The 18,920-nt window shown below is 62.0% G+C and carries 18 protein-coding genes; 14 read left to right on the top strand and 4 right to left on the bottom strand.

What is annotated here, in order from left to right; genetic code table 11:
• Window positions 1-146 precede the first annotated feature (146 nt).
• A complete protein-coding gene (gene clpB / locus ABNU55_RS05265; RefSeq protein ID WP_290750366.1) occupies window positions 147-2,777 on the top strand; it encodes an ATP-dependent chaperone ClpB in 2,631 nt (876 codons plus the stop codon).
• Between the two features lie 37 nt (window positions 2,778-2,814).
• On the opposite strand, the gene ABNU55_RS05260 is transcribed toward clpB, so the two are convergent.
• Complete coding sequence (locus tag ABNU55_RS05260; RefSeq protein WP_290750364.1) at window positions 2,815-4,770, bottom strand: prolyl oligopeptidase family serine peptidase; 1,956 nt, start codon at window positions 4,768-4,770, stop codon at window positions 2,815-2,817.
• A gap of 267 nt (window positions 4,771-5,037) precedes the next feature.
• On the opposite strand from ABNU55_RS05260, the gene ABNU55_RS05255 reads away from it, so the two are divergent.
• Window positions 5,038-5,388 (top strand): UrcA family protein, encoded by a 351-nt coding sequence (locus tag ABNU55_RS05255; protein WP_290750362.1) that lies wholly within the window; start codon window positions 5,038-5,040, stop codon window positions 5,386-5,388.
• A gap of 114 nt (window positions 5,389-5,502) precedes the next feature.
• Here the strand turns inward: ABNU55_RS05255 and ABNU55_RS05250 are convergent, their stop codons facing one another.
• Together ABNU55_RS05250 and ABNU55_RS05245 are read right to left on the bottom strand one after the other, a co-directional pair.
• Window positions 5,503-5,817 carry a hypothetical protein gene (locus ABNU55_RS05250; RefSeq protein ID WP_290750360.1) on the bottom strand — a complete coding sequence of 105 codons (315 nt, stop codon included), beginning with the start codon at window positions 5,815-5,817 and terminating at the stop codon, window positions 5,503-5,505.
• A gap of 252 nt (window positions 5,818-6,069) precedes the next feature.
• On the bottom strand, window positions 6,070-7,464 hold the full coding sequence (locus tag ABNU55_RS05245; protein ID WP_290750358.1) for a M23 family metallopeptidase: 1,395 nt from the start codon (window positions 7,462-7,464) through the stop codon (window positions 6,070-6,072).
• Window positions 7,465-7,688: 224 nt separating this feature from the next.
• Between ABNU55_RS05245 and ABNU55_RS05240 the strand changes: the two genes are divergently transcribed.
• From ABNU55_RS05240 to rimM, 11 genes are all read left to right on the top strand, one after another.
• Window positions 7,689-10,964 carry a YdbH domain-containing protein gene (locus ABNU55_RS05240; protein WP_290750356.1) on the top strand — a complete coding sequence of 1,092 codons (3,276 nt, stop codon included), beginning with the start codon at window positions 7,689-7,691 and terminating at the stop codon, window positions 10,962-10,964.
• Window positions 10,965-11,032: 68 nt separating this feature from the next.
• Entirely contained in the window at window positions 11,033-11,221 is a 189-nt protein-coding gene (locus ABNU55_RS05235; protein ID WP_290750353.1) for a YnbE family lipoprotein, read from the top strand.
• Between the two features lie 21 nt (window positions 11,222-11,242).
• Window positions 11,243-11,596 carry a YdbL family protein gene (locus tag ABNU55_RS05230; protein WP_290757296.1) on the top strand — a complete coding sequence of 118 codons (354 nt, stop codon included), beginning with the start codon at window positions 11,243-11,245 and terminating at the stop codon, window positions 11,594-11,596.
• 13 nt (window positions 11,597-11,609) lie between these two features.
• The gene (locus ABNU55_RS05225) at window positions 11,610-11,849 is read left to right on the top strand and encodes a hypothetical protein (RefSeq protein ID WP_290754448.1); all 240 of its coding nucleotides are present in this window, start codon (window positions 11,610-11,612) and stop codon (window positions 11,847-11,849) included.
• An 80-nt stretch (window positions 11,850-11,929) separates the two neighbouring features.
• On the top strand, window positions 11,930-12,586 hold the full coding sequence (locus tag ABNU55_RS05220) for a histidine phosphotransferase family protein (RefSeq protein ID WP_290754447.1): 657 nt from the start codon (window positions 11,930-11,932) through the stop codon (window positions 12,584-12,586).
• Window positions 12,587-12,651: 65 nt separating this feature from the next.
• Window positions 12,652-13,017: a response regulator gene (locus ABNU55_RS05215; RefSeq protein ID WP_290754446.1), complete on the top strand. Its 366-nt coding sequence runs from the start codon at window positions 12,652-12,654 to the stop codon at window positions 13,015-13,017.
• A gap of 70 nt (window positions 13,018-13,087) precedes the next feature.
• A complete protein-coding gene (locus tag ABNU55_RS05210) occupies window positions 13,088-13,930 on the top strand; it encodes a protein-glutamate O-methyltransferase CheR (RefSeq protein WP_290754445.1) in 843 nt (280 codons plus the stop codon).
• 254 nt (window positions 13,931-14,184) lie between these two features.
• Window positions 14,185-14,805, top strand: a complete 621-nt coding sequence (locus ABNU55_RS05205) for a hypothetical protein (RefSeq protein ID WP_290754444.1) — start codon at window positions 14,185-14,187, stop codon at window positions 14,803-14,805.
• An 11-nt stretch (window positions 14,806-14,816) separates the two neighbouring features.
• Window positions 14,817-15,128: a transcriptional regulator gene (locus ABNU55_RS05200; RefSeq protein WP_290754443.1), complete on the top strand. Its 312-nt coding sequence runs from the start codon at window positions 14,817-14,819 to the stop codon at window positions 15,126-15,128.
• A gap of 111 nt (window positions 15,129-15,239) precedes the next feature.
• On the top strand, window positions 15,240-16,001 hold the full coding sequence (locus ABNU55_RS05195) for a beta/gamma crystallin-related protein (protein WP_290754442.1): 762 nt from the start codon (window positions 15,240-15,242) through the stop codon (window positions 15,999-16,001).
• A gap of 50 nt (window positions 16,002-16,051) precedes the next feature.
• On the top strand, window positions 16,052-16,615 hold the full coding sequence (gene rimM / locus ABNU55_RS05190) for a ribosome maturation factor RimM (RefSeq protein ID WP_290754441.1): 564 nt from the start codon (window positions 16,052-16,054) through the stop codon (window positions 16,613-16,615).
• Here the strand turns inward: rimM and ABNU55_RS05185 are convergent.
• Window positions 16,612-17,736: a glycosyltransferase gene (locus ABNU55_RS05185; RefSeq protein WP_290754440.1), complete on the bottom strand. Its 1,125-nt coding sequence runs from the start codon at window positions 17,734-17,736 to the stop codon at window positions 16,612-16,614. The genes rimM and ABNU55_RS05185 overlap by 4 nt on opposite strands.
• A gap of 126 nt (window positions 17,737-17,862) precedes the next feature.
• Between ABNU55_RS05185 and ABNU55_RS05180 the strand changes: the two genes are divergently transcribed.
• On the top strand, window positions 17,863-18,867 hold the full coding sequence (locus ABNU55_RS05180; RefSeq protein WP_290754439.1) for a glutathione S-transferase family protein: 1,005 nt from the start codon (window positions 17,863-17,865) through the stop codon (window positions 18,865-18,867).
• The last annotated feature ends 53 nt before the right edge of the window (window positions 18,868-18,920 follow it).

The raw sequence follows: 18,920 nt of genomic DNA, 5'->3' as shown, positions 1-18,920 counted from the left end.
CTTGTGCTTGCGGCCCTTTTGTTTGCTCCCCATATAATTGCCGAGAGAAGGGCCGCCGCTGAGCGGGGCCAACCTCTCAGACCCGAAACGGACGCAGCCTTTGCTGGTCCGATGACTGTAGTTCTGCCTTTGAAAGGGGACAGATAATGAACTTTGATACCTATACCGAACGCGCCAGAAGCGTGTTGCAATCGGCCCAGACGGCCGCCCTTGCAGGGGGACATCAGGTCTTCCTGCCGGAACACATCCTGAAAGCCATGCTTGAGGATCGCGACCAGCTGGCGGTGAACCTCATCCGCTCTGCGGGCGGTAAACCCGAACTCGTCCAGCAGAAGACCGACGAAGCGCTGCGCAGCCAGCCCAGCGTCAGCGGCGGCGACTCCGGCCTGCGGCTCGACCAGAAAACCGCGAAACTCTTCGCCGATGCCGAGGCCGGCGCCAAGAAGGCCGGCGACAGCTATGTCACAGTTGAGCGCCTTCTGATCGCGCTTTCGGCGCTGTCCGGCTCGAAAGCCAGCGACGCGCTGAAGGCTGGCGGTGTCGATACGAAAGGTCTGGAAGCGGCCATCGCGCAGCTTCGCCAGGGCCGCACCGCAGATACGGAAAATGCCGAAGAGGGCTATGAAGCCCTGAAGAAATATACCCGCGACCTCACCGCCGATGCGCGCTCGGGCAAGCTCGACCCGGTTATTGGCCGCGACGAGGAGATCCGCCGCACGGTTCAGGTCCTCTCGCGCCGGTCCAAGAACAATCCGGTCCTGATCGGTGAACCGGGCGTCGGCAAGACCGCCATCGCCGAAGGCCTTGCCCTTCGCATCATCAATGGCGACGTACCCGAAAGCCTGAAGGACAAGCGTCTGCTTGCCCTCGACATGGGCGCGCTCATCGCGGGCGCGAAGTTCCGCGGTGAGTTCGAGGAGCGCCTGAAAGCCGTCATCAAGGAAATCGAGCAGGCCGAAGGCGGCGTGATCCTCTTCATCGATGAGATGCACACCCTCGTCGGTGCCGGCAAGACGGACGGCGCCATGGATGCGTCCAACCTCCTGAAGCCCGCTCTTGCCCGTGGGGAGCTGCACTGCGTCGGCGCCACAACGCTGGACGAATACCGTAAATATGTCGAAGGCGACGCCGCCCTCGCCCGCCGCTTCATGGCCGTCTATGTCGATGAGCCGACGGTGGAGGACACAGTCTCCATCCTCCGTGGTCTGAAGGGCCGGTATGAAGCCCACCATGGCGTGCGGATTTCCGACGCCGCCATCGTGTCGGCCGCGACGCTGTCGAACCGCTATATCACTGACCGCTTCATGCCGGACAAGGCCATCGACCTGATGGACGAAGCCGCCTCGCGCCTTCGGATGCAGGTGGACTCCAAGCCTGAAGCACTGGACGAGATCGACCGGCGCCTGCTCCAGCTCAAGATTGAGGCTGAAGCCCTCAAGAAGGAAAAGGATCAGGCCTCCAAGGACCGGCTTGCCGCGATTGAGGACCAGATCGACGAGCTCCAGTCGGAGTCCGACGAGCTGACCACAACCTGGGCGGCCGAGAAGGACAAGCTCAAGGGCGCCGCCTCTGCCAAGGAAGAGCTTGACCGCGCCAATGCCGACATGGCCGAAGCCCAGCGCCGGGGCGACCTCTCACGCGCCTCTGAGCTGAAATATTCGGTCATTCCGGAGCTTGAGGCCCGCATCGCGGCCGTCGAGAAGGCTGAAGCCGAAGACGGCAGCGAACCCGATTCCGGGCTCGTCTCCGAAGTGGTCCGGCCCCAGCATATCGCCGCCGTCGTCTCCAAATGGACCGGTATTCCGGTCGACAAGATGATGGAAGGCGAACGCGAGAAGCTGCTTCGCATGGAAGACGCGCTGATGAAGCGTGTCGTCGGCCAGGATGAAGCGCTGGCCGCGGTCTCCAATGCGGTGCGCCGCGCGCGTGCCGGCCTGCAGGACCCGCACCGTCCGATCGGCTCCTTCCTCTTCATCGGCCCGACCGGCGTCGGCAAGACCGAGCTCACCAAGGCGCTCGCCGAATTCATGTTCGACGATGACACCGCGGTGCTCCGTCTCGACATGTCGGAGTTCCAGGAGAAGCATTCGGTCGCCCGTCTGATCGGTGCGCCTCCCGGCTATGTCGGCTATGAGGAAGGCGGCGTGCTGACCGAAGCTGTCCGGCGCCGGCCCTATCAGGTCGTCCTGTTCGACGAGGTTGAGAAGGCCCACCCGGACCTCTTCAACACGCTGCTTCAGGTGCTCGATGACGGGCGCCTGACCGATGGCCATGGCCGCACGGTCGATTTCCGCAACACGATCATCATCATGACGTCGAACCTCGGCGCCGATGCGCTCGCCAGCGGCGACGCCGGTGAGATCAGCGATGCCCAGCGCGAGTCCGTTATGACGGCGGTCCGGGCGCACTTCCGGCCGGAATTCATCAACCGGATCGACGAGATCGTCTTCTTCAAACGGCTTGGCCGCGCAGAGATCGACCACGTCGTCGACATCCAGATGGCCCGCCTGTCGAAGCTGCTTGCCGATCGCAAGATCAAGGTCGACCTGACCGAAGCGGCCCGCACCTGGCTCGCTGACCGGGGCTATGACCCGGTCTATGGCGCGCGCCCTCTCAAGCGCGTGATCCAGAAAGAGCTTCAGGACCCGCTGGCCCGGCTCGTTCTCGAAGGCAAGGTCGCCGACAATTCAACCGTAAAGGTCGATGTCGAAGGCGATGCGCTCTCGATCAATGGCGTCCCCAACGACTTCGCCAAGGGGGCCGCGGCCCTGAACTGATCAGGCAGCGACAGAGCTGAAATTCTCACCCGGCCCCTTAGCGGGCCGGGTGATTTTCATTCAGAAACGCAAACGTCTCACGCAGCACCTGCGCGCGCACGTCCGAGCCGCCCATATAGTGGTCAGCCTCACCCAGACTTACGGACCTGAATCCGGGCTTGCCCTCAAGCGCGCTTGCAATCAGACGCGCCTGCCCCGTACGCACAACAAGGTCATTCTCGGCATGGAGGATCAGGATCGGCTGGTCATATTCGCCTGCCCGCGCCACGGGAGAGATCACCGCCTGCTCGGCCTCTGAGTCAAACCGGTTCAGTCCAAGATAGCGCTCCCAGTACTGGCCGGTCTCGGACTCAAGCTCGAACGACCCGACATGGGCGAAGGGCTGGGTGACACCGTTCACGGAGATGAGGCAGCGCGAGCGCGCCTTATCCTTCAGCCCCATCATCAGCGCGGCATAGCCGCCATAGCTTGCCCCGGCGACACAGTAAGCGTCTTCTGCGACAAGGCCCTGGCTCACCGCCCATGCGCCCGCATCGGCGATATCGTCGATCATCTTGCCGCCGAACTCACCAAAGCCCGCATTGCGGAAGTCCTGCCCATAGCCGCTGGATCCGCGGAAATTAGGCTGGATCACAAGATATCCCTCGGCTGCAAGCGCCTGCGCCCACCAGTCATAGCCGAGACCATCGCTCGCTTCAGGCCCGCCATGCGGCATGATCACGGTCGGGAATGGGCCATCCTCCAGCGTGCGGCCGGGCGGCACCGTCAGGAAGGTCTCAACCTGAAGCCCGTCACGCGCCCGGATCTCGCGCGTCACGACCTGCCCGGTCGCCGCCTCAGCAAGATGGGACGCGGCTGAACCAATCGGCCCCAGCGCACCTGCACCCCGGTCGAACACATAATAGTCAGCGGGCCTGCCGGGCTCTGCGGCTGAGATTGCAATCTTCGACCGGTCGCGGTTCCAGGATTCAATATTCACTCGCTTGCCCGCAAGCGCACCGCTCAACTGGCCAAGCACATCGCTCAGGACCGGGTCGGTAAACACCTGCTGGGTCATCCCGTCGAAATACTCGAACCCAACAATGCTGCGGGTATAGGAATCGCGTACGGGGTTGGCCCGGCCGACATCGACGCCTGCCAGACGGATCGGCTCCATGGAGCCATCCTCAAGTGACATGAAATACAGCCCATCCTCGTCGCCGACATCGCGGAAGATGATCAGCTTGCCGCTCGCCTGATCGAGGCCAAGAACCGCAAAGTCATTGGCGCTGGCGCTATCGTACATGAACAGCGTGCGGTTATTGCTGCGCAACTCACGCCGGGTGGAGCGATCCGGGCTAACGATTTCAGCGACAACATCACCCTCAGCGTCGAACCAGGCGCTGAGGGTGGACTTCAGCAGGGTGCGCGCACGGCGCGACTTGCCATTATCAAGCCGCGTCTTGAACGTTGCGATCGACCAGGCCGTGCCGCCCCGATCCGGCCTTATACTGCCCAATGAATGCCCGCTCTGGCTTGTATTGACGGACACAGCTGCCAGCATGACGTGCCGGTCATCATCCGGCAGAACGGACACGACCGACTGCCCGTCAATAATGAGCCCCTCATCATTCAGCAGAACGTTGAGCTCATTTTCATCGATGTCGTAGGAGAGCGCCTGCAGGAAATTATAGTCCCTTTGCCCGTCCACGGTCTGCAGCGATTTGAAGGTGGAGACATTGATGATGAGGTAGTCATCGGACGGCCAGTAAAACCCCTGGAGGCGAACTTCCCCGCCGAGCGGGATGAATGCGACGTCCTCACCCTTCGCAATATTGAAGATACAGACCGATGGCCGGCCCTGCGGCGAGCAGTGTACGGCAAGCAGATCACCTGTTGGCGACAGGCTCGGCCACTTCACGCCGTCGGCGCGCCCATACAGGTCCGCAGTATCGGCGGACGACGGCAATCCTGCAGTGAATATTACACAAAGCGCCGCAATCAGTTTCTTCATGGATCATCTCCCTCTCAACCTAAAAGCTAGAGAAGGGCGCTAACGCGCACAACTGTCCAACAGCCTTCCGCTGCGCATTTGCGTGAAGCTTCTCACTGCGCCAGCCAAAGAGACTCGGATCTGCGCAAATATGCATGGGTGCGCTGCACAAATATCCCTTCAAATTTTTGCTGCAGGCGCGAAGGTGTTGTTGTGCACCTGCGAACACGCAGGGCCATGAAATGCGGGCAACGACCCATAGCCATTCAAATCGAAAAGGGCTCGATTATGAAAAAGCGTATCTCCTCCCTTCTTTTCGCCATGTCGATCTTCGGCGGTGTTGCACACGCAGATACCGATTACTCCAAAGTGTCGGCAACTTTCACCTATGACGAAGCCGCACTCGAAACCGAAGCCGGCGCCGCTGCCGTTCTTCAGAACCTCGAAGACCAGGCCGAGCGCGCCTGCCGCAAGGTTTCGCTCGTCACCCTCGGCCTCGCGGTCGATGAAGTCTGCGCGCAGGACCTGATGTTCCAGGCTGTCGACCGTATCGGTCACCGCAACCTTGCAACGCAATATGCGGCCTCCGACTACTTCACCGCCCAGCCGTCCGAGCGTATCCAGCTCGCCGCACGCTAGGCGCAGCCCTGCTGCCGGCCAGATGGCTGGCGCAAGCTGAACAGGAAAAGCCCCGGCCTGGTTATCCAGCGCCGGGGCTTTTTTTTATAAACTTACTCGTGGGCCGAAGCGGACTTACTCACATTGCACGAGTTCGAGCGAGGTTCTTTCGCGAACGCTCTTTGTCATATTGCCAACACTCGTTTCAGCAACGTCCTTGGCATCAACTCGCATCGTGTTTTCCTTGCCCCGTTCACCGTCGCTGACGATAGCGACCGTGACGAGTTTCGGCTCATTCGTCTTGTTCGTTATTGTGGCGTCAATCCTGCCGAACATTTCGTTCTGTTCGGTTTCAAGCGTCACACCCGAACAGCCCTTTGCGCCGCCGCCGCAGCCAGCCAGCAATGCAGTGGCAGCGATCAGGCCGCTGCTCCATCGAAGCGCTTTCATTCGCCCCTCCAGTTCTAGTTACACGTTTGATTTTTCCGTGTTTCCCCTAGCAGGACCCCAAAAAATCATAGCAATCAAACTAAACCCTGGAAAACGTGTCAATATCGCCCTCGCGTAAGGCTGGTCTTCAGGCGCCGGGAGAGCCGGCCCCGCCTTGCGCCAGCACGGCTTCGCGTGCGCAAAAGCAAAAGCCCCGGACGAGCGGTCCGGGGCTTCTTTTCGGAGAAATTTCAACTCAGCTTTTGCCGGGGCTCAGGGCGCCGGCGGGACGTCATGGCTCGCCATCATGATGTTGCCGCTGTCCATCGGCGAAGGCGCCGACTGGCGAAGCGCGTCGACCTCATCGCGGCGCTCCTTGAACGCGGCAAAGATCTCTGGCGTCTCAGCCAGCTTGCGCCCGGTTGGCAGATCCAGCGTCATGCCGTTGATCGCCGTGCCATTGCGGAGGACTTCATAGTGAAGGTGCGGGCCCGTGGAGGCGCCCGTCGAGCCGACATAGCCGATCACGTCGCCCTGCTGGACGCGCGCGCCGGCCTTTGTGCCGCTGGCGAAGCGGGACATATGGGCATAGGCGGTCTGATAGCCATTGGCGTGCTTGATGCGGACATAGTTGCCATAGCCGCCATAGCGGTTCGCCCGCTCGATTGTGCCGTGGCCGGCTGCATAGATCGGGGTGCCCGTGGGCGCGGCGAAGTCCGTGCCCTTGTGCAGCTTGCTATAGCCGGAGATCGGGTGGCGGCGATACCCGAAATTCGAGGAGAGACGCGCACCATTGATCGGCGTCTTCATCAGGAATTTCGTGGCGCTCTCGCCATCATAATTGAAGTAATCCACTGCGCCGTCATCTTCCGGCGTGAAGCGGTAATAGGACTTGTCGAGGCTGCGACCGTTGATGGCTGCATAGATCACATTGCCGGAGCTGACACGGTTGCCGCGCTCATCGACCATTTCCTCATAGACAATCTCGAACTCGTCGCCCGGATGGATGTCGCGCTGGAAGTCGAGGTCATAGCCGAAGATCTTGGCGAAATCGACGACCTGCTGGTCATGTGCGCCCTGGGCCAGCGCGGTCTGGTAGATGCTTCCGTCGATCTTGCCAGCCACCCGCCGCTCGACCGGCTGGGTGTGGGGCTGCAGGACCATGGACATGAACTTGCCGTCACTCATGCGCTGCGACAGGATCTGACCACCGGTGTCGCGGCTGAGCGAGAGGGAGACAAGCTCTGCCGTGTCAGGTGTATCGCCGCGGAACTGCGCGGTGACATTGAGACCGGGGCGCACCTTGCGCGGATCGACCAGTTCGGCGTCATAGATCGCCTGAAGCGACTGCGAGGCATCAGAACCGGCAACGCCCAGTTCCGTCACAAGCTCGATCAGCGTCTCGCGCGGCTGCAACGTGGCGTCGCGCGTTATGATCTGATCCTCCGCATCGAACCCTTCTGCGCTCAGAAGCGTTGCAGCCAGCGGTGAAGCAAGCTGCACGGCGGCAGCAGGTTGAGCCTCAGCCGTTTTGGACTGGCCGAGGGAATGGAAGATGGTGAGCGATGTGCCGACGGCGGCAATGCCCAGCATGGAGAGTGTGATGGTACTACGCGAGAAATTCATGTCGAGAAACGGGCCTCCCTGGTCCCAGCGTGCAAGACGCATGCAGACGGTTCAAGTCTATGCCCCTGTCGGTTGAATTCCTTACCTCGCAATTAAGGTAAATGGATTTATCAACCTGCCCCGGCACTGTAGGTACCGGGGTGATCGGTGGGCTGCAAGCCCGTGGTTCCATTCTATTTGCAGTCAACGGTAGGAAAGCAGCCTCTGGATACGGAATGATGGCGTCTTTGATTAAAAATCGCCCATGGTTGGCTGGCATCTGCACCGTGATTGGGCTGCTCGCCTTGATCGTGGCCGGCGCCTGGCTGTTTCGTCAGGCCCTGGCCGCCCGTATTGCAGATAGCTGGTGCAGGTCGAACGGCCTGAACTGCGAGTTTCAGATCGAAAGGCTTGGATTTTCCGGGGCCTCTGTCCACGGAATCCGGGTGCGGACCGAAACCGGCGAGCCGCCTTTTGAAGCAAACGAGGCCGAGATCGTCCTGAACTGGGATGGCCTCTTTTCCCCCCGCGTCACATCGGTCCGCCTCCAAGACCCCGTCCTTCGCCTTCAATACACTTCAGAGGGGAAATTCGAATTGGGCGGGCTGGAGAAAATCGGCGCCGGCCGGGACTCCCAGGGCTCAATGCCATCCATTCCGGAGATCACCATCAAGGACGCCCGGATTGAGGCCCACACCCCCGCCGGCACGGTGACCCTTCGCGGCGACCTATCCGGCAACCTCCCTCTCCAGGCCGAAGTCCATGCGCGCATAGAGCCCGCCGACCTTCGCACCGACAAGGGCCACCTGCGCCTGGAAGAAGGCCGCGCTGACTTCACCCTCATCGCCGGCCAGCTTCGCGGCAGCGCCCGTCTCCAGATCTCATCGGCCGCCTTCAAGGCTCTCACCGCGCAGGAGATCCTGCTCGATGTGCAGATGGCCCAGTCTCTTCGCCCGCGCGTCGAATTCGCGCTCGGGATCGGGGACGTCGAGGCCGAGACGTTCTCCGCCCATGCGCTTCAGCTGGATGGCACGGCCAGTCTCCGGCTTGGCGACGAAAAGGAGGGCGAGCCAGGCCCGCTCAGCTATCTGCGCGCGCTCAGCCTCAGCGGCACAGCCGGCGCGCTTCGGTGGCAGGATGTCTCGTCCGGACAGACGTCCATCACGCTCGACACCGAAAGAGCCCGCGCGCGAAAATCGGCGCCTCAGGGTCTGTCGGGCACATTCGCGGTGGAGACCGCCAGCGCGATCTCTCCCTGGTTTTCCGCAGAGGCCCTTACGCTCAGCGGAGAGGGCCTGCTGAGTGACGAGCTGCAGCACGCTGACCTCAGCGGCGACCTCACAGCCACCGGCGCGGCCATCCCGGAGGAGACGCGCGCCTCTCTCCTCTCCGGCATCAGCGTCGGCCCGCCCTTCGGCGCCCATGCCGCCGCCCTGCGCCGGGGCCTCAGCGCCGCCCTTTCCAATTTCCGGACCGGCACGGGCTATGCGTTCACCCGCTCACCGGACGCCGGCTGGTCGATTGCCTCATCAGGCAATGTTGCGGTGACCGCAGAAAATGGCGCCCACCTCTCGCTTGCGCCATTCGACGCCGTGCCCGCCCTGGAGGTTGCAGAGACAGGCTTTTCGATGAGCGGCGTCCTCGCCCTTGATGGCACCGGTCTGCCCGACGCAACCGCCCACCTCACCCGGCTTGAAACGGGCGGCAGCGGCCTGCAGATCGAAACGGGCGGCTTCACCCTGAAGCCCTGGACCGTCCAGGGCCTGTCGCTGTCGGGCGACCTCAACAGCTTTGTCTATGAAACAGGCGGCGACGGCCCCCGGATCCGCGCCGTCGGCGAAGCCACGGTCAGCGGTGACCTTTTCGGTCAGTCCTTCAAGCCGACAAAGGTCTTTGGCGGCATCGAGGCTCTCATCGCTGACAGCCTTCGCGTCCAGTCCTTCAGTACACGGTGCATCGGCCTCGATACCCAGGGCTTCACCACCCCGCAGGACCTTCGCGTGGGCGCCTTCACTGCGCAGCTCTGCCCGCCGGAGGGCCGTCTGGTCCGCCGCGCCGGCGGGGCGCTCACCGGCTCGGTGTCGGTCGACAGTCTCTCCTTCCCCTTCTCAACAGCCGACACGAGCGGCAAGCTCTCCCTGCGCGCAGGCAAACTCGACTGGCGCGCCGCGCGCCATGCGGAAATCGACATTACGGGCAGCCAGATGACCGCCCGCTTCGACCTCGGTGAAAACACGCTGCAGATTTCAGCGGCCCGTCCAGAGCTCGATTTCGCCCTGGCCTCACCGCTGGAGATAAATGCCCGGACAGGCCGTACAGAGCTGTCGGGCTCGCTCATACCCGCCGACATTGAACTTGAAGCGCTCCGCTTCGATGCGACGCTCCCCGAAAGCGGCCTCTCCGGCACGGCGGCGGCGCAGAATGTCGTCATACGCGATACGCATGAAGACCCCTTCTACCAGCCCTTGCGGGGCGATTTCGACGCCGTCTTTTCCAATGGCCTGATGCAACTCAGCGGCCCTATCTCCACCCAGCGTGCGGGCGAGATTGTCGCCGATGCGAACATGACCCTCGATCTTCTCGAACTGGACGGAGAAGCCTCGGTAGAGACGCGCGATCTGGTATTTGAGCCGGGCGGGCTGCAGCCCACCGCGCTCAGCGAAAAGGTGCGCGGCTTCCTCTCCAATGCGCGCGGCCAGCTGAATGCAGGCGCATATTTCCTGATCGAAAGCGGGGATGTCTCCGGCACAGGTTATGTCGAGGTGGACGAGTTCGGGTTCGACACGCTGCGGGTCGGTGCGGTGAACAATGTTGACGGGCGCGTGGAGTTCGACAGCCTTCTGGACCTGCACACCCCACCCGGCCAGACCGTCAAGCTGGGCGAGATCAATCCCGGCCTGCCCCTTCGCGACGGTGAAATCCACTTTCAGCTTCTCGGCCCGCAATCTGCTGTGATCGAGGATGCCGGCTGGCCCTTCGCGGGCGGGCGCCTTGAAGTTGGCCGCTCGGAATGGACAATTGCAGGTACGAGCGACATCGTGGAGATCAGTGCGCGGGAGCTGGAGCTTTCGGAGATCATCAGGATCTTCAACCTGCCGGATATCGAGGCCCAGGGCACTGTCTCGGGCCGCTTCCCGGTCGAGTTCGACGGCCCGAACGTCCTTGTCCGCGACGCGGTCCTGACCGCCGATGAAGAGGGCGGCAAGATCGCCTATACCGGCGATGTGGCCGACGCGGCCTCCCAGGCCGATGAGCGTGTAGATCTTGCCTTCCGCGCCTTGCGGAACTTCCAGTTCAGCGTTCTGGAAGTCGGCGCGGACGGAAATCTGACCGGCAGCATCATGATCACATTGCGGCTTGTCGGTGTCTCGCCGGATGTCCTTGGCGGAGCTCCCTTCGCCTTCAATATCGGAGTGGATTCGGAACTGGCGAAACTCATCAATGCCAGCCGCCGGATTTCCGGAACAGACTGGCTGGCAGAGATTAATGAGGAAGATGTTTCCGGTCTGCCATCAGAAGACAAGGAAACCTCGAAACAGGCCCCGCCCACACCTGAGCCCTGACCAATTGACTGTTCAAACCCCGTTCAGACGCTATGGTGTAAGCTGTGGCCAAGATGAGAGCACAACACATGATTAGAGCCGCCATTCTGTTACCGGGCCTCCTGGCAATCGCCGCCGGGTGCACGCCGACCGTTCGCGTGCAGGCACCGACAGAACCCATTACGATCAATCTCAACGTCAAGGTCGAACAGGAAGTCCGCGTCAGGCTCGAAAGAGAAGTCGAGGATCTGATCGCTTCCAACCCGGACATTTTCTAGGTCCAAGGAACCAAGCTTCTTATGGCTAATATCTTCCGCATCGCCATCTCGGCCCTCGCGCTCGCGAGCGGGTCCGTCATGCTCGCCGCCCCCGCTGCGGCGGCCGATCCCCAGATCGAGGCCGCCAAGGATCAGGGGGTCGTCGGTGAGCGCATCGATGGCTATCTCGGCATCGTCAAGGGCGGCGCCGATCCCTCGCTCGTCCGCCTTGTGCAGGACATCAATAATCGCCGCCGCGCCGCCTATGGTGAGACAGCCGAAAAAACGGGGACAACACCCCAGCAGGTTGCCCGCGTGACGGGCGAACGGCTGATCGCGCAGGCCGCGCCTGGCGAATATATCATGGATGACAGTGGAACATGGTCGCAGAAATAAGCGTCCCCTTCCCATGAACCGTCTTACCCTGATTGCCATCATCACCGCGCTCGGCGTGCTCGTGCTCGCCGGCGCGGGCGTTTACATGATGTGGGCGCAACTCGGCGTCACGATGAGCATGCATGGCTGGATCGCCTATGGCATCGGCGCCCTTGCCAGCATTGCGCTTTCGGTCGGTCTTTTCTGGCTGACTTTCCACAGCGCACGCAGCGGCCATGACGATCTGGCCCACCCCGAAGACTATGACGGCTGAGCGCGGCGCTGCATAGAACGCGTCATGAAGGCCCGAATCAGCTAGATTCGCGATAATTCGCGAACAGCAAGGGGCCTTCCATGCAAGCCACCATCGATCCGGCGCACCTTTCCGCCTATATCGCCTCGCGCATCTGTCATGACCTGGTCTCGTCGGTGTCCTCCATCACCAACGCGCTGGATTTCATGAATGAGCCCCAGGATTCTGAAATGCGCGTGCAGGCCGAGAAGCTGCTGCATGACGGGGCCGACAGCGCAGCGCGCAAGCTGAAATTCCTGCGCTATGCCTTTGGCTCGGTCGGCCTGTCCAATGGCGCCGCCGACATTCACGATGCCAAGCAGATCACCGAAAGCTTCGTCGCCAGTCACAACAAGCAGCCCTCCCTCGACTGGGATATCGAGACAGAGCATCTGAGCTTTTCCCATGCCCGTCTCATCATGAACATGGTGATGCTGGCCATCGACTGCCTGCCGCGCGGCGGCACGATCGAGGTCAAGGTCCGCAATCAGATCGAGGGGCTGGGCATAAGCGTCAACGCCAGCGGTCAGCGCTGCAAGCTGCGCGAAGACACCGCTGACGCAATTGCCGGAACAGAGCCACAGGAGGGCTGGTCGGCCCGCACCGTGCAGCCGCTCTTTACCCGCATCATCGCTGAGGGGCTTGGCGGATCGCTCGAAGTTGAGGCCGAGGAGGAGCGCATCCTGCTCAGGGCCACCGGCCTGAATGCTGAGGGGTAAACCGCTCATTAACCCGCACGTGCCCATTCTGGGCCGATTGCCGGGCATGTCTTGGGGGTAATGAGATGAAATCCTGTCTGATCGTCGACGATTCCCGGGTCGTGCGCAAAGTGGCAGGCCGGATTATCTCTGACCTGAAATTCGAGGTTCGCGAGGCCGGCGACGGCACAGAAGCCCTGGATGCCTGCCGCCAGCAGATGCCGGACGCGATCCTTCTCGACTGGAGCATGCCGGTCATGAACGGGCTCGATTTCATCCGCGCCCTCCGTCGCGAGGAGAATGGCCGAAAGCCCATCATCGTTTTCTGCTCCACAGAGAATGACGCGGAACATATCGGGGAAGCCATGCGCTCCGGCGCAAACGAATTCATCATGAAACCCTTCGACGCGGACATCATCGAGAGCAAGTTTGCCGAAGTCGGATTGATCTAGATCTCGCGATGTCCTGAAGGGCATCTTCTTTTTACACGCAGGACGAGCCGGACCGGATAGACACAAGATTATGGATGAGAGCGTCTACAGCGAAATAGCCCAGATCGCCCGAAAGGGGTCCGGTCAGGATATTCCGCCGACAAAATCCTATCTGATCGAAGCCCGCCTCGCCACGCTCCTGCGCCGGGAGGGCCTGTCCAGCGTCGATGAGCTGGTCCACATCCTCAATTCACGCCCCGACAGCAAGCTTGCCGGTGAGGTCGCCGCTGAGCTGACCTCCAAGAAAACCCGTTTCTTCGATGGCCGCCCGGCCCTTGAACGCATTGTCCAGACCGTCCTGCCCGACTGCGCAAGGCGCGCCACGGACGGGCGTGTGCGCATCTGGTGCGCGGGCGGTTCAACAGGACAGGAAGCCTATTCGCTGGCGATGCTGATCAGCGAACTTCCGCAAGACACCCTTGGCGACGTGCAGATCGAGATCGTCACCACCGATATCTGCGAGAAGACCAGCGCCTCGGCCCGCTCGGGCATCTTCGGTCATTTCGAAATCCAGAAGGGCCTTTCGGTCCGCCGCATGCTGACCCATTTCACGCGCCTCGAAACCAGCGAGTGGCAGATCTCCCACGCGCTTGCCAGCAAGGTCGGTGTGCGCACGCACAACCTCATGCAGCCGGCAGACGGACTTGGCATCTTCGACGTCATTCTCTGCCGCAATGTCCTCACCGAGATGACACGCCCGGCGCGCACGCAGGTTCTGCTCAATGTCGCGCGCCAGCTTTCCGATCGCGGGCTTCTCGTCCTTGGCGAGAAGGAATCGGCCGCAGGCCTGATCGCCGGCCTGGAGCCCTCGCGCGCCTTCCGGGGCGGCTATATGCGCAATGTGGACGCAGGTGAGCTGACCATCGCCGCCTAGGCTGAGCCTCTCCGACAGGCTCTATCCCCGGGGATAGACAGCGGGTTTCCCACAGTTTCACGGCGACACCCGGCGCTTTTTCACCAGCACTGTCTGTACCCCGCCCATGCACCACCCATGCACCACCCATGCACCGTGGGTGCACCGTCAATTCGGCCCTGGATCACCCCTCAATTTGCCCTCATGCCTCACACACCGATTGACAATTTCACCCTCTCAATGCACTTTGTTTTTCAAAGTTATTGGAGATGAAAATGTCAAAGACTGCAACAGACGACCTCGCTTATGTGCGCGCGCTCGCCGAAGCTGGCGCGAATGCCCCGCTTCTGGGCGGGCGCTTCCTTGTCTGGTGGGGCGGGCTCGTCACCGCCGCCTATATCGGCCACTACCTCATCATCACCGGCATGCTGGGCCTCGGTCCGGAAGCCCTTGGCATCATGTGGAGCGTCTTCGCAATTTTGGGACTTGGCGGTTATTTCCTCCTCGCCAGGGCCTTCCCGCAAGACAAACCCGGCCAGTCTTCCGAGGGAAACCGCGTCTCGGAAACCGTCTGGATGGCCTCCGGTTTCGTGCTCGGCAGCTTCTTCCTCGGCGTCACAATCAAATCCTTCATGGACGGCGCCGCCTCGATCGGATTCAACTGGTCGATCCCGCTTGTCCTTGGCGTCTATGGCATCTCGCAACTGGTTAGCGGTGAGATCGCAAAAGTCAGCTGGCTGAAGCTCGCCGGCTATCTCGCCATCGCCTTTGTCGGCCTCACCACGCTCATCATCGACACCGCCGAGCTCTACCTCGCCGCCGCCGTCGCTGCCGCCTTCAGCGTCCTCCTGCCCGGCCTGTTCATGCTGCGCGAAGAACCTTCGAGCGTAGTGTAGGGTGAGCCGGAATGGACAATGAAAACCCCTTTGATCACAGTCAGATAGACGACATCATCCACGGCCGCCTCCGGCTTGGTGTCATGGCGTATCTGTCCTCCGTCAGCCCCGCCATTTTTGGTGAGCTGCGCGACAAGGTAGGCGCCACGGACGGCAACCTGTCGACCCATCTGAAAAAGCTGGAAGAGGCCGGTTATGTGCGTCAGGAGAAGCGTTTCGTCGGCAAGAAACCCCAGACGCGCGTCTTCCTGACCGATGAAGGCCGCAAGGCCTGGCTCACATGGATAGACAGGATGCGCGGCCTGATGGATGCCGCAGAATAGGCCCGCCCGGAACGCCCTGGCCCCTTTCGCACTTTCCTGAAGACCCGGTTGCCAGACGTTCAGCCGGGTCTTGCTATTGGAGGGGGCAGAAGAAAGATGTGGAGACCACAGATGAGCCCCCTGAAGACAATTGCTCTGACATGTGCCGCAACGGCCGCCCTGACCCTGCCCGCCATGGCGCAATATGGCCCGCGTGGTCATGGACCGGCAGAGGGTGAGGGTGTGGCGATCCTCTACCAGCATTCCGATTTTCGCGGCCAGTCAATCCGCGTAACGGGCCCCATCCCGCATCTCAGCCAGTACCGCTTCAATGATACCGCCTCCTCCATCCGCATTCAGGGCGGCAGCTGGGAAGTGTGCGTCGATCCGAACTTTCGTGGACGCTGTGAAATCCTGACCTATCCGGAAGGGGAGCTGGGTCAATTGCGGCTCAATGATAATATCAGCTCCATCCGGCCCGTCGCCGGCTGGGGACATGATCGCGGCGGCTGGCGCGATCGCCCGCGCGGGCACGACCGGCGTTACGATGACAGACCGGGTTACGGCCGCGGCGGCTATGGCGGGGGCCGGTACGGCCGCAATGACGCGCCGGTTGTCCTCTTTGAGGACGCGGACTATCGCGGCGATGCGCTGCCGGTAAATGGCGCAATCCCGCACCTCAACCAGCTTCGCTTCAACGACAAGATCTCCTCCATCGCGATCAATAGCGGCGCCTGGGAGGTCTGCACCGACCCGAACTATCGCGGCCATTGCGAGGTCATCAGCCGGTCGGTCGGCGAGACAGGGTATTACCGCCTGAACGACAATATTACCTCGATCCGCCCGGCCAGACGCGGCTATGGGCCAAGGCCGGGATACAACCGGCCTTACTAGGCTGCGCAAAGGGCTTCACGCCTGCAGGTTTGGGGGCTACCTAGCCCGCCATGGCGAACCCGACTGATCCCGCCCGGCTGATTGTCGTTGGCGCCCTCGCAGGCGCCCATGGTGTGCGCGGCGATGTCCGTGTGCGCAGCTTCACCGACGAGGCCGAGGCCATCTTCGATTTCGATGCCCTGCTGGATGAGGCTGGAAAGCCGCTCCTCAAGGTCGCCCGCTACCGCCCGGCCAGCGACCATTTCATCGTAACGCCAGCCACCCCGCGCCAGAAGGAGGAGTGGGACGCGATGAAAGGCGTGAAACTCCATGTCAGCCGCTCTGACCTGCCCCCCGCCGACGAGGATGAGTTCTATGTCGAGGATCTGGTCGGGCTGAATGTGGCGGATACAGCTGGCAACAAGGCCGGCACCGTAAAGTCTGTCCAGAATTTCGGCGCAGGCGACCTTCTGGAGATCGCCCCCGCGGCGGCTGGCGAGCCGGCCTATTTCGTCCCCTTCACGCTTGAAGACGTCCCGGGCGTCGATTTTGAGCAAAGGCAGGTCACCCTGAAAGATCCGCAGGTCTGGGCCGACCAGTCGGACCCGCGAAAACCGGAGACGGCGCGCGACTAAAGGGTCCCGGCTTTCCTTGCAAGATCCATGAGATAGCCCTCCAGCTTGCGGCTCTGGGTCTGCAGGTTGAAGCTCTCAAGCGCCAGCTCACGCCCGGCCTCGCCCATCCGGGCTGTCCGCTCCCTGTCGGTCAGCATGCGCGCCAGCCTGTCCGCCAGCGCTGCATCGTCCCCCTCATCGACAAGATAGCCCGTCTCGCCATCCTTCACGCATTCGGGAATCCCCGCATGGCGCGTCGCGGCCAGCGCGCATCCGGACAGCATGGCCTCGATACAGACCAGCGGCAGACCCTCCGCATCGCCGGACTGCGCGCGCTTGGACGGCACGACGGCGATGCGCGCCTCTGCCCATTGGGCCGGCATCTCATCTGCAGGCACCCAGCCGGGAAGCTCGGCCTGCACGCCGGCCTGTTCGAGCCGCTCAACCAGCGGCGCCTTCAGATCGCCATCGCCGATAAGACGCACCGTCCAGCCTTCCAGCTCCTCGCCCAGCCGGGCCAGCGCCGCAATCAGCGTGTCGATGCCCTTCTTCTCGGTCCAGCGCCCCGCGAAGACGAGCAGATCGCGCTTCTCGCCGGGCTCGAAACGGGCCGGGTCAGCCGTGTTATGGTGAACCACCATCTTGCCCATCGGCGCGCCCTTTTCCGCCAGTTCATCATGGATGAAACGCGAGCAGGGCAGGATGAGGTCGGCTTCCCGCCAAAGCTGGGCCCGGCGCCGGTTATAGACCCTGAACAGGCTGTTCTTTGTGTTGGCCGTCTTGGTCGCGTCGCCGCCATAATAGGTCACGGCCAGCGGCAGGTTCAGCTTCTCGGCCAGCGGCAGCGCATAGGCCCCCGACTTGCCGAAGCTTGCATGTATGGCGACAGGATCGAGATCGCGCAGCGTCTTCTCCAGCCGGCGCGATATGCGGCCCAGCTGCTTGAAGCCGGCCTCACCGCCAAGCCCGTGCAGCGGCCCAAGCTCGATCACCTCGGCGCCCTCTGGCACCGGCCCTTTAATTTCATGGCCGATATAGACGGGCTTCAGCTTGCTGAACGCCGAATAGCCTCTTGGAATGAAACTCTCCGAGGGCGTGAACAGCTTGTCGCAATAGGCGAGGAAACGTCTTTGCGCAGTCATGCCATCACCCTTTCCGTCACAGGCTTGTCCCCTGACTATTCCAGCCTTCCGGCAACCGTCAAACATGTCTTGGCAGTCACCGCCCCATCGCCTAAGACCCGGGGGTAAACCTCCAAAGGACCTGATATGTCAGACTACCGCCTTTTCGGCGCTGAAACCTCTCCCTATTCGATGAAAGTGCGCGCCTTCCTGAAATATAAGGGTGTGGATTTCGAATGGGTCGGCCGGTCCTCGGAAAAGGAGCAGGAGTTCCAGTCCCAGGCCAAGGTGCCGACGATCCCGCTTCTGACATCGCCGGGACGCGCCCCCAACCAGGACTCGACCGACATCCTTTCGGCCATCGAGAACGATCATGCGGAGCCCTCCTGCGTACCGGACGATGCGGCCTGCGCCGTGCTCGCCCTCATCCTTGAGGATTATGGCGATGAATGGCTGAACAAGATCATGTTCCGCGAGCGCTGGGGCCAGAAAGCCGACCGGGACGCGGCCGCCGAGCGGGCCATGGAACAGTTGTTCGACGGCAATTTGCCACGCGCCAAGAAGAAGACGCGCGACCAGATCGCCAAGCGCATGCGCGAACGCCTGCCGCTCATCGGCATTGAACGCAAGAATGAGAAGGCGCTGAAGGATTCGTTCGAACGCTTCATCCCGCTGCTCAACACCCACCTCGAGAATAACCTCTTCATCTTTGGCAACCGGCCATCGGTGGCCGACTTCTCGATTGCCGCCCAGCTCTCGCAGATGCTGATGGACCCGACGCCGGGGGCCTGGCTGCGCGAACATGCGCCCTTCGTCACCGCCTGGTGCGAGTTCATGGATGCCCCGAAAGCGGGCGACGGCTTCAAGTCACTTGAGGAGCTGAAGCCCACCCTTCTGCCGATTTTCTCCGAGGAGCTTTCGAAGACCTATCTTCCCTGGGCCAAGGCCACACTTGAAGCGGATATCGCCAAGGAAGACCGCGTCAGCGTCAAGCTTGATCGCAAGGCCTTCGAACAGGTGACACAGCGCTATACAGCGACCTCTTTCAAATCCGTGCAGAAGGCCGTTCGCCGGCTGAGCGACAATGAGGCGCTGACAGACTTCCTGAAAACGGCGGGTGCGGACGTCTACTTCCAGAATCCGAACAAGTAGGCTGCCCACCACAGCCAGACACAAAAAACCCCGGACCGCTGGTCCGGGGTTTT

It is taken from the genome of uncultured Henriciella sp., from assembly GCF_964005855.1.
Lineage (GTDB): Bacteria > Pseudomonadota > Alphaproteobacteria > Caulobacterales > Hyphomonadaceae > Henriciella.
This window is presented reverse-complemented; position numbering and strand designations above follow the sequence as displayed.

Coding starts and splice junctions, on each gene's coding strand:
- ABNU55_RS05230 (WP_290757296.1), top strand. CDS start 11,243: ATGGCTAATATCTTCCGCATCGCCATCTCGGCCCTCGCGCTCGCGAGC.
- ABNU55_RS05260 (WP_290750364.1), bottom strand. CDS start 4,770: ATGAAGAAACTGATTGCGGCGCTTTGTGTAATATTCACTGCAGGATTG.
- ABNU55_RS05210 (WP_290754445.1), top strand. CDS start 13,088: ATGGATGAGAGCGTCTACAGCGAAATAGCCCAGATCGCCCGAAAGGGG.
- ABNU55_RS05180 (WP_290754439.1), top strand. CDS start 17,863: ATGTCAGACTACCGCCTTTTCGGCGCTGAAACCTCTCCCTATTCGATG.
- rimM (WP_290754441.1), top strand. CDS start 16,052: ATGGCGAACCCGACTGATCCCGCCCGGCTGATTGTCGTTGGCGCCCTC.
- ABNU55_RS05205 (WP_290754444.1), top strand. CDS start 14,185: ATGTCAAAGACTGCAACAGACGACCTCGCTTATGTGCGCGCGCTCGCC.
- ABNU55_RS05245 (WP_290750358.1), bottom strand. CDS start 7,464: ATGCGTCTTGCACGCTGGGACCAGGGAGGCCCGTTTCTCGACATGAAT.
- ABNU55_RS05250 (WP_290750360.1), bottom strand. CDS start 5,817: ATGAAAGCGCTTCGATGGAGCAGCGGCCTGATCGCTGCCACTGCATTG.
- ABNU55_RS05200 (WP_290754443.1), top strand. CDS start 14,817: ATGGACAATGAAAACCCCTTTGATCACAGTCAGATAGACGACATCATC.
- ABNU55_RS05195 (WP_290754442.1), top strand. CDS start 15,240: ATGAGCCCCCTGAAGACAATTGCTCTGACATGTGCCGCAACGGCCGCC.
- clpB (WP_290750366.1), top strand. CDS start 147: ATGAACTTTGATACCTATACCGAACGCGCCAGAAGCGTGTTGCAATCG.
- ABNU55_RS05215 (WP_290754446.1), top strand. CDS start 12,652: ATGAAATCCTGTCTGATCGTCGACGATTCCCGGGTCGTGCGCAAAGTG.
- ABNU55_RS05225 (WP_290754448.1), top strand. CDS start 11,610: ATGAACCGTCTTACCCTGATTGCCATCATCACCGCGCTCGGCGTGCTC.
- ABNU55_RS05235 (WP_290750353.1), top strand. CDS start 11,033: ATGATTAGAGCCGCCATTCTGTTACCGGGCCTCCTGGCAATCGCCGCC.
- ABNU55_RS05255 (WP_290750362.1), top strand. CDS start 5,038: ATGAAAAAGCGTATCTCCTCCCTTCTTTTCGCCATGTCGATCTTCGGC.
- ABNU55_RS05220 (WP_290754447.1), top strand. CDS start 11,930: ATGCAAGCCACCATCGATCCGGCGCACCTTTCCGCCTATATCGCCTCG.
- ABNU55_RS05185 (WP_290754440.1), bottom strand. CDS start 17,736: ATGACTGCGCAAAGACGTTTCCTCGCCTATTGCGACAAGCTGTTCACG.